Here is a 13,184-nt window from a genome sequence, read left to right on the forward strand (position 1 = left end):
TACATCATTTATATCGTCACTTTTTTTGTGTTATTAATATTAGATGCTTATCTTTCAGGAGAAAACCAATTCCGTCGGAACCTTTATACAGCATGTCTATCTCAATTAAGGATAGTAAAAGTAGCACAGATCAAATTGATTATTTTTCGCTTTTAAATCACTCTGTATCTTATTTCTTTATTTTCCCATGGTAATATCTTGTTGAAGGAAGTTTTCAAGAAAGGGTATGATCATGAAAGTATTTGAAGCTAAAACCTTGCTCTCCGAAACTGATAACCGTGCAAAAGAATACAAAGAATTAAGAAATCAGATGGTCAATCTTAAGAAGGCATTTAAAGCCGTAGCTGATTAAGATGACAGTGAATTTTCCGGAAAAGGCGCCAATAACATCAAATCATTTTATGAAGATCAGGCCGGCATTGCTGACCAGTGGATTGATCTAATTGAGATGAAAATATCTTTTTTAACGAGTATTCCTGATATCTTGGAAGACGCCAGCTTATCAGATGCCTTCATATCATTCTCCTTCCTAGCCTACTCTATGTAAATTTTACCACAATCATCTATTTGAATAACAGAAAAAGACAGCCAAATCTGACTGCCCTTCATTGATTAACCTGTGAAACTAAAAAGTCTATGGGTGCATCTTTAATTTATGTTCTTATAGTAAGCTTTAACATCTCTTTCAAGTTCCCAATATTTATTACCGTTTGAGCTTAAGAGCCGATCAAACCAAATTTCAAAATTCGATTTTAAATCTTCTGCTTCATCAAAATGATCAATTGAATCTAAGTAAAATAAGTAATCTAAGTCCCCGTTTTCGTACCTATTTGAGTCTATAACATAGCGTCCATCAAAATGATAGCCAATCAAAAGACACTTTTCTGGAAGGTCTTCTGTTTCATTGTATTTCACCACATCTTCAATACTAAGTATTTCAATTCCATCAAGAAACTCCATTCCATTATGTAGAGCTAGGAACTCCTTATAGTCATTCGGTAAACTTACATTGAAATGAGATTCTAATTTTCTAATTTCTTCTTCTGTTGCGGGTTCATTAAATTGAAATGTGGCATCTTCTAACACGTAACCACCTGGTTGAATCATTGGAAAAGTACCGTATTTAGAAATAGCTTCTTTAATACCAGCAAGCGTCAAGTGAATAAGTTTACCTTCTTCCATGTCCCTATCCCCCTATCAACAATTATCTAGATTTTACCATGTTATGCCGTTACAAGGGAAGCACAACTAATAAGACATCAATGATTATTAAGAAATGATTTTTTCATAATTGATGCAGTATCCGTGATGAACAAAATATAAGTGTTATTTGCTGTTTTATTCACTACTCTATCCGTGGAGCCATAAGGAAACCCTATCCTTACTGCACTTTTTCCTCTCCCCCATAGTTTGGATCAAGGAACTCATCATTGATTTCTTTGATTGGAATTTCAATTTTGGATAGTTGCCAATTGATTATTAAATTTTTATTTGATTTTTCAACTTTGATTCCAAGCATAAACACATTCCCCTTACTCAGTAATTACTGTAGGTTTAGTGGGAGAGAAGTAAGTTAACATTAATTGATATCACTCCGAGGGTTCTGCCCCTAGATGCATATTTTGTAGACATTAGACAATAGTCAAAAAAACATCTCCCTCCTATAGCGGAGTCCGTCCATCCCCTATTTAACAGTACAGATCTTTAGTAAATGCTACTTTTTTATGAAAATTACCCGATTATACATGGACAATTATCTAGCTAGTATACATCCGCATACGATATCAAGAAAAATAAAATTGAAATAAGGAGTGACGTTTATGGATCGTCAACATTTTACTTATGAACAATGTGTGGCGGAATGCGAATGGTCGGGAGGTAATTCCTATGAATGTAGAAGTGATTGCGATGTAAACCCTTATGTGAGGCCACAATCATATTTTTATCCTGGACTTATGAGTGGAAATCAATTTGTCAACCCTAGACCAAGGAATCCTTGGAATGATCCTTGTATGAGAAGATGCTTAGACAGTGGGGGTAGTTTTTTACATTGTTGCTATTATTGTGGATGGTGCTAACAACAATATAAAACTTTACACAATTCAAAAGTGATTGTTTTTGTATAGTATACGCATCCAGTAGCCGTAGTACCTATCGCTTAGTACGATAGCTTCGCATGAACGATAACTGAAAGCCCTTTGTGGCTTTCTTTTTTATTTTTCGTACTGTTTGAGTAAAAAAGTTAACGCTTCTTCAATTTCTTTTTCTAAATCATTGTTATTCAAATCAAATAATGTTCCACAACCGGTTCCTTTATAACCACCGTAGTAATACCATAAATCAATTGTAAAACCGTCCAAATCTTCATCGCAGTCTATCACAGTTCCATAATTAATTGTTATTTGGGAACGGTATTCTTTTTCCAAGCATCTCTCAGCTGTTAAATCGCTCAATATGTCACCATCTATGTCTCTACAAATTTTAATGCTTAGTTTTTGTTTGCCCTGAATTTCAAAAGCATCAGTATACTTATTTTGCAGTTCTTCTGCTATTACTTCCCCTAAACCTTCCAACGTAAATACCTTTTGTTTTAATTCTAGATTAATATCCTTTTCTGGAATCTGTAAATAACTTTCATCGATTTGACTTTGATCTTTCTGTTTTTTGAATAGCTGTCTTAAAGCTTTCCGCACAGTGTTGTCCTCCTAACAATTTAAAGCGAAACAAAAAGCCAGAAAGCTATGTGAGGGAGCTCTCTGGCGTTATAGTGGCTGTTAAACCCCTATGATACTTATATAGGATACTTTATATTTGAGATGTATTCAAGCTGCTTTCAGGTTTAAATAAAATGGGAATTTTATATAGATCAGCTCCTAATAACTATGTATATAAAACTTAATTTCTTTCTAATCACAAAAATAAAAATTTGTTGCCCAGCAATAATGAGCAGTAGAAGGATTATTACCCATACATAAATGTTCAGGCTAAGCAAGAATGTTCCGATTGCTGGGAATAATTTTGGGAACATGGCAATTAGTATCGGTACGATTGCTCCAAAATAGTTAGAGATCAGTAGTGAAATTACGTTTTTTGTTTGACCCATTATTATTTCCTCCTAATAATTTTTTTAGATTTTGTTTAAGGATAATTGCAGGTTTGACAGGTTGAAATTTTCCTCTCAAGCATTATAAATAGTTAGTTGCGATATTTTAACAGAGTTTTGAAAGAACACTGTTTTATCCTAATGTTCCTTCATAGTCAATGATCCCTCCCTCTCTCATATGCTCAATAGATAATATGCACGTCGAATAAATGTCGCGCATTTTTATCCGTCACTATAAGTTGCCTAGGCACTTCGGGAAATGGACAAAAAAATACCCCGTCTATTAAAGACGGGGTCTGATTTAATTTAAGAATTAATACGATTTTTCATAAACGAGTGACTCGACTGTAATTATCCAACATACTTGCTGTTTCAGTAACACCTATTTACTCCTCACCTTTTATGCTGATTTTTAAACGTTAAATGTTGAATTCCCCGATCCTTAAAAACTTGACGAATATATGGTGGTGAATAATTGTAAGCTCGACTAATTTCCTTCAGGCTCATTTTCTTATTGAAATGTAGATCATAAAGAAAAGCAAAGTCTTTAGTTCGTCTACGCTTAGACAACTTCTGAAATGAAAGCTTTTCCACATGTTGAGCCTTAAATCTAACCAATCTGAAATATTTATTTCCTTAGAAATCCCTCCTACAGTTTTAAGCTCTGCAAAGTGCATTTTTTGATCTAATTAAATCGCACTAAATATTGCTGACATACGTATTTAGGCTGACGGTCAGGATGAGGGATATCGAGTTGAGAAGTGAAATAAAAGTTAAAACCTTGTTCTTGTATAGAGTTTGAATCCTCTTCACTGTTTTTTCCGTAAGCTTATCTAATCCCTCATCAGTAATATCAGTTAGTGTCTGCAGCATCTGATAATTGAGCTCACTGTCTTTAAACTCATCCTCTTCTTCATTTAACTTCGCTGCCTCACATCTATACATTTTGAATTTAGAGTGATAATACTTCCAGAGTTTAAATTGACTCTTTGTCAGGATGATTTTAATTCCATCTTAAATAAATGTCCCATTCTTTAATTCTAGACTGACCATTATTAAAGCAGAATTTTCAAAAGGAAAAGGAACTAGCATTCCCTTCATAAAAGGTGCTCTAAACATGAAAGCATTCTCTGACAGCTCAGGAAGAATCATGCCACATCCATCTGTATGATTTATTGGAATGGACTTGTACTCCCTTCTGATTTCGTACGTCTCATCATTTATTTAATCAACCTTAGTGGGTACATCTGTTTCAAAGACATTTACAACTATACATTCATCTATGTTAAAACCTTTCCATGGTGTGCTGGTGCTATTTGGTAAAGCAAGGCATTTGCTAATGCTCATCCCACCATTAGTTGATTATCTCCTCACTAAGCCCACACATTAAAGTATTTTTCTTCTTCAGGTACGTTCTCTCTTTGATGAATACGCCTTTCTTTTGTCGAATTTGTCCGGCTGATTAAGCATAATAAACGTATTTTTCATTATTAAAATAATATCCATTCTGAACCAAGCTTCTAAAAACGTTATGATAAAATGATTCGACTATCATAATCTCTTCTGTAAGCTGATTGTATTCCAATCCAAGTGTTCTAATTAGGAGTGAATCAAATAATAAATAACCTTTTGAGATTTAACTTCACCATCTTTTTTTAGCGAATCACCTTTTAGGGTTCCTGTCCCTTTAAACTTTAATGCTCCTCAAGCAATTTTGTTCTATTTTCTTTAATTACATCAATTAACAATTTTTCAAAAAAATTGATTTTTGCTTTGTTGTATTTGCAGGCCATAAGCTTATCAATATTGTTCGAAGCTTAGGCTCTTTTTCACCTTTCCCCTTGATATATGTAATTAATAATTGTTCCAACTCCTTAAAACCTTTTTCTTCTTCAAGGAGTTTACCAGTTAGATCTAATTGATTGTCAGTGCCTTTTGAGTCATTTAGTTTGACCACCTTTTCGCTAACTTTTTATAGAGGCGAAGTTAAAGCAAACCCTGATTTAATTTTTCTTCTTTATTTTTATAAAAAGCAGATGAATCTAAAGAGTAAACGAACACTGATTTAGTCAAATTTTCATTTTTCAATAAGTAATCCTCCAATTGTTTATTCCGAAGAATGATTAACTTGTTAATCATTATGAGAAGATGTACAAAGTTTACTTTGGACATCTAGGCTCTTCCTAAATTTCAATGATTAAAACATACTTGGGGGATGCTTTAGGTTTAATAATCCTCCGCTACGCTACAAATTATTAAACTTTCAGCCAACCATCCCCCAAACCCCCTTCAGACTGGTGTATTCACACTTTTTCTTCTATGTATGACTTAAACTAAAAAAATTTGACGGTTTAATGTTCCTATTGTATTGGTTTACAATATAGGAAGTTTAAACCGTTATTTTTTATAGCCCACTTGGCAAAGAATGTTCAATATCATAGGTTAGATCATCCTGGGCTTCCATCTGTTCAATTTGATTGCTTATACTCTCAGCATCCTCATTAATTAGGAGGTCAATTAACTTCTTGAAATCATGAATGTAATTTTCACTGATTCTATAATTGTTTTCTCTAAAGATTGAATACGACTTTTTGTGTCTTCCCTCAGCATTTTTCAATAATTTTGAACAAGCTGTTTGATTCAGTTTTTCCTTATAGTTGATGCGTTCAATTTCTTTTAGTAGGAAACCTATGAGCTCCTTACACTCATTTTCAATGTATTTATTATTTGCAGTAATGTCATAAGCCGCAAAGTAATATTGGAGATTGCTACATTCCTTTATTAGCGCTTGCGATCTCCGTTTAAATTCACTCCAATGCTTTGACACTCGCACATGACTTATTTCTTTATAACCCAGCTCATCAAGCACCTGTTTCTCACACGTCATAATCATTTTCTTCTCTGCTGAGGATGCTTTACGTGGTCTGAATTTTCCCTTTTCACAAACCTTTGTAATAACGTAATACATGATTAGTCTCTTCTCAACCAACTTGTTTAACGCCTGTTCAATAGCCTTTTTGAAGCTATTGTTGCTGCTGTCGTAAAAATCTTTAACAATTTCGGCATCAGTGTTTGCGTATTTAGCTAGAGACTTTCTTTTTTCAAAGCAATATTTATAATTGTGATTAACTAGGCTTACTGATTTTATTAACATCCCTTTACTTATAGACATATTGCCGTTTTTCTTCTGAGCAAGCATATCCAGTATAAGGATCTGTATCAGTTCACTATAAACAGTGTTATTCCCTTTACGTTTCGTTTTTTCTAATGGCTGGTCATACACTTTATCTATAATGATGGAATGACCAATCTTACTGTATGTACAATATCGTTCAAGCTCTCTAAACTGCGCTTTACGGCTATCTCCCGAACGTTTTATTTCTAATCCAAGTTCACCGCAAAGCACCTTATAATTTTTGAACGTTTTTCCTGATGTTAAAGCCTCAATTTTTATAAGCGTTCCCTCCTTTTAAAAGCAAGAACTCATCCGTTAAGGACGAGTCATCTTGATTGACATGCGGCTTTGAGTTTAATTCTGTAAGTCTCTTCATTTCAGATTCAGTAATATCGTCATCATAAAGTTTAGACAAAAATTCCTCGTATTCTGCGGACTCTAGCATTTCTAAATAATCAATTGCGCTCATAATCTCTTGCCTCCATTTAAATTAAATTCAAGTATTCTGATGGCTTATTTTTCTCAATAGCTGTAACAATCGCCGCTCTATTTTCATTAACTTCAAACTTACACCAGAGTTGTTCTCCGCATTCCCCATTAATATCTACATAGACTTCAGGACAATATGTGGAAGATAATTTGATTATCCCGTGTCAAAACACTCTGTAATTGTCATTAGATGAAAACCGTTAGATGAGAATTTATCCAGGTTCTTAAGCATAATTCTTATGTTATTTTTTAATTATTCTGATGATTTTCGATATGTGACCTTCTTGCAAACACCATCATGCAATATGTAAGGCATCCCAACAACCACCGAATCATATGGCTGCGGGCGAATAATTTCAGCTGTGTAACCATTTGTACTAAGTATTGCATTGTGCTTTGAGCTGTAATAAGCAAGTCTTTCTTCACTGATTCGCTCAAAGTCATTAGCTGATTTCACTAAATCAATCCGAACACTTCTTCTAGCAGTCAATTAACCCTCCACTAACTTTATTTTTATTCTTAAATTTAATAAGGGAGGGAGCTATGATTATAGCCCTCCTAATGGATATGTAAAGCTTATGTACTGCGGTATTGCTGTTATGTGTTTATGAAGCTATGAAACTATTGAGCAATTTGTTCATCATTAATTCCGTTCATCCATTTTAAAAATGATGATTCTGGTATTCTATAACCACGTTCACCAAACTTGAATACTTTGAAATCCTTTGCTTCCGGATAATTCCGATTGACTAATTTATAAGCTGCATTCCTACCAATCTTAAGTATCTCCTGAATATCTTTAACCTCCAGTACGTTTTTGTTTAGTTGTTCTTGCATCTGCTCAACTCCTTATTAATGTTATTTTGTATTTCTTGATTACATTTTATCATATTTATCATAAACTCACAATAAGTTTTTATAAAAGTATGATAATTTATCATATAGTTATCCGTTGAGCTGAATTTCATAAATGAAATTCCCTTATCATGATAAGTATGATATTATTTTGTAGCAAAGGAGCTGTTATCATGAATTTAGAGGCTATTTTGAATCAGACCAATTCTTTACGAACTTTCATTAAGATAAGAAGAAATGAAGTAGGTGCAAAAGCTATTCATCTTTCTAGAACTTTAAATAAAGGTGATGCTTACATAAGTCAAGTTGAAAACGGTCGTATTAAAAACTTAAAAGACGAAGCAGTTGTTGATATTTTGACTAATCTTGATCTCAGTGAGGAGCAAGCTAAATTCGTTGTTGATTACTATAAACACAGCGCACCTAGCAAAAAAACCAATGAAAAATTAGCCGAAAATCATTCTGAATTAGATCCAATTTTTATTGAAATGCATGAAAATCTATTCCCTGAAGATTATGAAGATATAACACCTGTAAATATTGGACAGAGAATGCGTTTATTAAAAGGACTAGACATGATTTCGGATGCCCTAAAAAAAATAATTTTAAACGACGCTAAACTAGCTGAAGAGACTATTGGAGCTATATCTGAGATCACAGTTGAAGCCACTAATACGCTTATTGAGAAATACACATTGAAAGTGCAACAAACAGATATGTTGATGAATGAAATGAAAAAAGTATTCAAAGATGCTGGGGTAGAATTCGATGGCGAAGAAGAAAACTAATATATTCCCTTACACAACCACAAAAGGTGAACTTCGTTACTATTACATGGCCGACATAGGTAAAGATGCTAATGGAAAACGGAAACAAAAGAAGAAAAGTGGTTTTAAAACGCAGCGTGAAGCTCAAGAAGCTTTAACAGAGCTACTTAGTAAAGTTCAGAAAGGTACTTACGTCTCCCCTTCAAAACAACTTTATAAGGATTATGTTAAAAAATGGTTAAACGAAAAATGGTTGAAGTCTAAAAAGAAAGAAGATCAGACACTTTCCTCTTATGATTCATACTTTAGAAATTATGTTTTACCTGCGTTAGGTGGGTTGAAACTAAATGAGATAGCAAAAACAGATATTGAGAAATTAGTTTTAGACATGTCTTATGATGACTTCTCAGCAAAAACGATTAGAAAAACCATCGTCTTAGTTAAGGCAACTTTAGAGAAAGCAATTGATGATGGACTCATTGATAACAATGCCGCTAAAAAAGTTGAATTACCAAAAGTTGAAGAAAAAGAATTTAGTGTATGGACTCAAGAACAAATTGAAATATTTTTAGATGCCACTAAAAATGATAGGCTATTTACTTTATTTCGTTTAGCTCTTATGACTGGAATGAGACGTGGTGAAATATTAGGGCTGAGGTGGAAAGACATTCGTTTTGATCTAAACACAGTAACAATACATCAAACTCTTTCAAGTGATGGAAAAACAATTATGCAAGGTGCTAAAACACGATCAAGCAGACGAACAATTAATATAGATAAAACAACAATGGAAGCGTTAAGTGTGTTAAAAGAAAGAGTTTTAGAGGAAAAACGCAGATTTGGAGAAGGTTATCCTGATTACGACCTGGTTTTCTGTACAAAGTATGGAACACCATTGGCTCCTCCGAATGTACGAAGAACGTATAAACAAATATCTAATGAAGCAAATCTTCCGCCAATTAGATTTCATGATTTACGACATACACATGCTACACTATTATTTGAAAAGCGAATACCAATTAAAGTTATCTCTGAGCGTTTGGGACATAGCAGCATTAACGTCACCCTCAATGTTTACGCACACGTATTGCCCCATATGCAAGCTGAAGTTGTTGATTTATTAGATAAAACATTCAGCTAAAAAAAGTAACAAAAAATGAGTAAAACCAAAAAATCTAAATAACACTTAAAAGACTTAAAGGTATTAAAAAGGCTTTATATCAGGGTTTCAAGCAAACTTAGCAACACTTAGGAAACCCTGAAAACACCCCATTTAAGAATTTCCTGTTCCGATATCAAATACGAGATAGCCTTTTTCGTATGTCATGTCGCAAGCTCCTCCTTTATACGCCTGTTTCCAGCTCTTTTTTGTTATATAACGTCGGAATCGCGAGCGTCTGCTCCGTTTTCCACTTTTTGAGGGCCCCGTTCATGATAGCGACGTGATGATCTTCCACTTCGTAGGTAGCGCCCGCTAAATGTGGTGTCGCCAATACATTAGGCAAAGAAATCAGCTCATAATCAGAAGATTCCGGCGGTTCATTGTAGAAAACGTCTAAAATGGCTCCCCTGATTTTATTTTGTTTTAATACAGCCAAGAGGTCTTCTCTGTTTACCACTACGGCTCTTGATGTATTCACAAATACCGCGTCCTTTTTCATAAGATCAAAATAGGTTTTGCTGATGAGTCCGGCGGTTTCCTCTGTACGCGGCAAATGCACAGACACAATATCGCTATCTGAAAAGATGTTCTCAAGCGCGACTTTTTCATATTGCGGTTTGTCGTGGGTCACAAACGGGTCATAATATTTCACCTTGCAATCAAATGCAGTTAAAAGCTTGGCGATTCTCTGTCCTACTGCCCCGAAACCGACCATGCCGACCGTTTTTCCGGTGATCTCATTGCCTTTAAATTGAACATAGGCCTGTAAATAATCACGGTTCCATTTTCCATCTTTTAACCACTGATTAGACGGCATTGTGTGGCGGAGAAATGTAATGACATTGCCAATAAACATTTCCGCCACTGCTTGGGCATTGCGGGCCGGGGTATAAAAGACCGGGATGCCTCTTTTGGTGGCTGCTTTGATATCAACATTTGACGGCATTCCTCTGCACACGCCTACAAACGCAAGCTCCGGTGAGGAGTGTAATACATGTTCTGTTACTTGATCGAGCTCAGCAATCAATCCAGTCGCATCCGTGTCCTTGATCAGCTGAATTAATTCGTCTTCCTGGTAAGCCCTTCCCCGGCCTTTCCAAGATTGATATACAACGGCGCCGAAGAGTCCTTCGAGTTCCTTTCGGCCATGTTCGTTGTATGGCGCTGTAATTAATACCGTCATGCTGCAAAACTCCTTTTCATGTTGTAGTATTTTTGAATAAAAAAAAATCTCCTTCCGCAGACGGAAAGAGATTCATGTATATGTATTTTCTGCTAAAGCAAAAAAACATGTATAAACCTTACTTTCCTATCTTTCAAGCTTACGCTTGCTGGAATTGGCACAATAATGTTGCCGAGGTTTCATGGGGCCAGTCCCTCCACCTCTCTTGATAGAAAATTAAAATATGAAATTTTCAGCTTATTAAAAGAATAAATTCATCATAAAGAAGTCACGCATTGATGTCAATCTTTTTTTCTGAATTGACGCTATAATGTGAAATGTTTATAATTCTAACAATATATCTAAAGATAAGGGGAACTGGGCCATGAATTCTTTCGCCACTCAACAAGATGGAATCTTTAAATCTGTATGTTCACTCGACTGTCCGGACCAGTGCGGATTACTTGTCCATAAAAAAAACGGCAAAATTGTAAAAATCCAGGGTGATCCAGATCACCCTGTGACACAAGGAAATATATGCAATAAAGTTCGAAATATGGCTGAGCGCATTTATGATGAAAAACGATTATCTGTTCCGCTGAAACGCGTCGGCAAAAAGGGCGAGGCGGCATTTGAACCGATTTCATGGGAAGAAGCCATCAGCACCATCAGCGCACGCTGGAAACGCCTCATCGCTGAAGAAGGCGCGGAAAGCATTCTCCCCTACAGCTTTTATGGCAATATGGGGAAATTAACCGCGGAAGGCATGGACCGCCGCTTCTTCCATCGTCTCGGCGCAAGCCAGCTGGAGCGCACCATTTGCAGCAAAGCCGGCTCAGAGGGTTATAAATATACAATGGGTGTGAGTGCAGGAATAGATCCCGAAGAAACCATTCATACAAAGCTGTTTATTTTTTGGGGGATAAACGCTGTCAGCACAAATATGCATCAAATTACAATCGCGCAAAAAGCCCGTAAAAATGGTGCGAAAATCGTTGTCATTGATGTTCATAAAAATCAGACAGGCCGGCTTGCCGACTGGTTTATTCCGATTCGGCCCGGAACAGACGGCGCACTCGCCCTTGGCATCATGCATATTTTATTTAAAGAAAATATGCATGATGAAGCATTTCTTTCTGAATATACAGTGGGTTCTGAAGAGCTTCGAGACCATGTCAAACAGTATACGCCTGAAAATGTCTCTTTCATTACAGGCATCAGCACGGAAGATATTTATCAGCTTGCCAGAATGTACGGTGAGACTTCTCCTTCTTTTATCAGAATCGGAAACGGGCTGCAGCATCATGATAATGGCGGCATGATTGTTCGGACGATAGCCTGTCTGCCCGCTGTTACCGGCCAATGGCTGCAACTTGGCGGCGGTGCGATCAAGCATAATAGCGGCATTCTGGAATATAACAGCCGTGCCCTCCAGCGTCCAGACCTGCTGAAAAGCCGCACGCCAAGGTCATTCAATATGAACCAACTGGGCAGAACGCTTTTAGAAACCGATCCGCCCGTCCGTTCACTATATATATATGGGACAAATCCCGCCGTTGTAACGCCGGAAGCCAACAAAGTAAGAGAAGGGCTGATGCGGGAGGATTTATTCGTTGTGGTACATGATTTATTTTTAACGGAAACCGCCAAATACGCGGATATTATACTGCCCGCCACCTCTGCTTTTGAAAATCTTGATTTTTACACCTCTTACTGGCATCACTACATTCAGCTTCAGCAGCCGGTTATTGAGAGATATGGAGAAAGCAAGCCGAACACTGAAGTATTCAGATTATTGGCGGAAGCCATGGGTTTTGAAGATCAAGAGCTGAAAGATTCGGACGATGAATTAATTCGGCAAGCGCTTGATCATCCGGACAATCCTTATTTGGAAGGAATGAATTACGAAGATCTAATTCAACATTCATTTATAAAAGCAAAAAGAGATAAACCGCTGTTTCCGGGCAAACTGCCGACACCGAGCGGTAAGATAGAATTATATTCTGACATAATGAAGAAAGACGGCTTTCCGCCTGTGCCGACTCATATACCGCTTGCCGAGGATGAAGATTACCCTCTTATGTATGTGCCCGGTCCTAATCATAATTTCTTAAATTCGACGTTCTCCAACAATGCTAAGCATATCAAGCTGGAAAAAGAACCTAAGCTTTTTATGAACACGCAGGATGCAAAAGAACGGGGAATTGAAGATGGAGAGCGAGTCCTCATTTGGAACAGCCGGGGCGAATGCGAATTAACCGTCTCAGTCGGAGAACAGGTCCTTCCGGGAGTGACAGTGAGCCAAGGGTTATGGGCTGATGAGCCAAACAAAAAACAACTTGTCAACTCACTTACACCGGACCGCTTGTCAGATATGGGCGGCGGCGCAACCTTTTTCTCAGGAAAAGTCCAAGTGGAAAAAATCACAAACACATCAGTTTAATCGTATACAAAATAACCGCCAGACATCT

General features: G+C 36.4%; 12 protein-coding genes, 2 pseudogenes and 1 riboswitch. Of the genes and pseudogenes, 4 read left to right on the forward strand and 10 right to left on the reverse strand.

The window, feature by feature from the left end; translation table 11 throughout:
• Window positions 1-232: 232 nt before the first annotated feature.
• A pseudogene (locus tag AAHT65_RS17405) lies at window positions 233-544 on the forward strand (T7SS effector LXG polymorphic toxin); the annotation flags it as partial.
• A gap of 104 nt (window positions 545-648) precedes the next feature.
• On the opposite strand, the gene AAHT65_RS17410 reads toward AAHT65_RS17405, so the two are convergent.
• From AAHT65_RS17410 to AAHT65_RS17450, 9 genes and pseudogenes are all read right to left on the reverse strand, one after another.
• Window positions 649-1,182, reverse strand: a complete 534-nt coding sequence (locus AAHT65_RS17410) for an SMI1/KNR4 family protein (RefSeq protein ID WP_343310589.1) — start codon at window positions 1,180-1,182, stop codon at window positions 649-651.
• Window positions 1,183-1,259: 77 nt separating this feature from the next.
• A pseudogene (locus tag AAHT65_RS17415) lies at window positions 1,260-1,519 on the reverse strand (hypothetical protein).
• 694 nt (window positions 1,520-2,213) lie between these two features.
• Window positions 2,214-2,693: a hypothetical protein gene (locus AAHT65_RS17420; protein ID WP_343310590.1), complete on the reverse strand. Its 480-nt coding sequence runs from the start codon at window positions 2,691-2,693 to the stop codon at window positions 2,214-2,216.
• Window positions 2,694-2,866: 173 nt separating this feature from the next.
• Entirely contained in the window at window positions 2,867-3,103 is a 237-nt protein-coding gene (locus tag AAHT65_RS17425) for a hypothetical protein (RefSeq protein WP_311187114.1), read from the reverse strand.
• Between the two features lie 1,741 nt (window positions 3,104-4,844).
• The gene (locus AAHT65_RS17430) at window positions 4,845-5,060 is read right to left on the reverse strand and encodes a hypothetical protein (protein WP_343310591.1); all 216 of its coding nucleotides are present in this window, start codon (window positions 5,058-5,060) and stop codon (window positions 4,845-4,847) included.
• A gap of 447 nt (window positions 5,061-5,507) precedes the next feature.
• The gene (locus AAHT65_RS17435; RefSeq protein ID WP_343310592.1) at window positions 5,508-6,509 is read right to left on the reverse strand and encodes a hypothetical protein; all 1,002 of its coding nucleotides are present in this window, start codon (window positions 6,507-6,509) and stop codon (window positions 5,508-5,510) included.
• A 37-nt stretch (window positions 6,510-6,546) separates the two neighbouring features.
• Window positions 6,547-6,747 carry a hypothetical protein gene (locus AAHT65_RS17440; protein WP_311187117.1) on the reverse strand — a complete coding sequence of 67 codons (201 nt, stop codon included), beginning with the start codon at window positions 6,745-6,747 and terminating at the stop codon, window positions 6,547-6,549.
• Between the two features lie 273 nt (window positions 6,748-7,020).
• Window positions 7,021-7,257: a hypothetical protein gene (locus AAHT65_RS17445; protein ID WP_311187118.1), complete on the reverse strand. Its 237-nt coding sequence runs from the start codon at window positions 7,255-7,257 to the stop codon at window positions 7,021-7,023.
• 131 nt (window positions 7,258-7,388) lie between these two features.
• Window positions 7,389-7,604: a helix-turn-helix domain-containing protein gene (locus AAHT65_RS17450; protein WP_268536900.1), complete on the reverse strand. Its 216-nt coding sequence runs from the start codon at window positions 7,602-7,604 to the stop codon at window positions 7,389-7,391.
• A 191-nt stretch (window positions 7,605-7,795) separates the two neighbouring features.
• On the opposite strand from AAHT65_RS17450, the gene AAHT65_RS17455 reads away from it, so the two are divergent.
• The gene (locus AAHT65_RS17455; RefSeq protein ID WP_088117361.1) at window positions 7,796-8,410 is read left to right on the forward strand and encodes a helix-turn-helix domain-containing protein; all 615 of its coding nucleotides are present in this window, start codon (window positions 7,796-7,798) and stop codon (window positions 8,408-8,410) included.
• The gene (locus AAHT65_RS17460) at window positions 8,391-9,530 is read left to right on the forward strand and encodes a tyrosine-type recombinase/integrase (protein WP_088117362.1); all 1,140 of its coding nucleotides are present in this window, start codon (window positions 8,391-8,393) and stop codon (window positions 9,528-9,530) included. The genes AAHT65_RS17455 and AAHT65_RS17460 overlap by 20 nt, the downstream gene beginning before the upstream one ends.
• A gap of 202 nt (window positions 9,531-9,732) precedes the next feature.
• Here AAHT65_RS17460 and AAHT65_RS17465 read toward each other — a convergent pair whose 3' ends face one another.
• Complete coding sequence (locus AAHT65_RS17465; RefSeq protein WP_088117363.1) at window positions 9,733-10,734, reverse strand: 2-hydroxyacid dehydrogenase; 1,002 nt, start codon at window positions 10,732-10,734, stop codon at window positions 9,733-9,735.
• Between the two features lie 123 nt (window positions 10,735-10,857).
• A riboswitch (SAM riboswitch) is annotated at window positions 10,858-10,949 on the reverse strand.
• Window positions 10,950-11,098: 149 nt separating this feature from the next.
• Between AAHT65_RS17465 and AAHT65_RS17470 the strand changes: the two genes are divergently transcribed.
• Entirely contained in the window at window positions 11,099-13,156 is a 2,058-nt protein-coding gene (locus AAHT65_RS17470) for a molybdopterin oxidoreductase family protein (RefSeq protein ID WP_088117364.1), read from the forward strand.
• Window positions 13,157-13,184 lie beyond the last annotated feature (28 nt).

This window comes from Bacillus atrophaeus (assembly GCF_039519175.1).
GTDB lineage: Bacteria > Bacillota > Bacilli > Bacillales > Bacillaceae > Bacillus > Bacillus atrophaeus.

Bases quoted from the DNA above. Each gene is read 5' to 3' on its own strand.
- AAHT65_RS17470 (WP_088117364.1), top strand. From the start codon at position 11,099: ATGAATTCTTTCGCCACTCAACAAGATGGAATCTTTAAATCTGTATGT.
- AAHT65_RS17465 (WP_088117363.1), bottom strand. From the start codon at position 10,734: ATGACGGTATTAATTACAGCGCCATACAACGAACATGGCCGAAAGGAA.
- AAHT65_RS17455 (WP_088117361.1), top strand. From the start codon at position 7,796: ATGAATTTAGAGGCTATTTTGAATCAGACCAATTCTTTACGAACTTTC.
- AAHT65_RS17440 (WP_311187117.1), bottom strand. From the start codon at position 6,747: ATGAGCGCAATTGATTATTTAGAAATGCTAGAGTCCGCAGAATACGAG.
- AAHT65_RS17410 (WP_343310589.1), bottom strand. From the start codon at position 1,182: ATGGAAGAAGGTAAACTTATTCACTTGACGCTTGCTGGTATTAAAGAA.
- AAHT65_RS17450 (WP_268536900.1), bottom strand. From the start codon at position 7,604: ATGCAAGAACAACTAAACAAAAACGTACTGGAGGTTAAAGATATTCAG.
- AAHT65_RS17460 (WP_088117362.1), top strand. From the start codon at position 8,391: ATGGCGAAGAAGAAAACTAATATATTCCCTTACACAACCACAAAAGGT.
- AAHT65_RS17425 (WP_311187114.1), bottom strand. From the start codon at position 3,103: ATGGGTCAAACAAAAAACGTAATTTCACTACTGATCTCTAACTATTTT.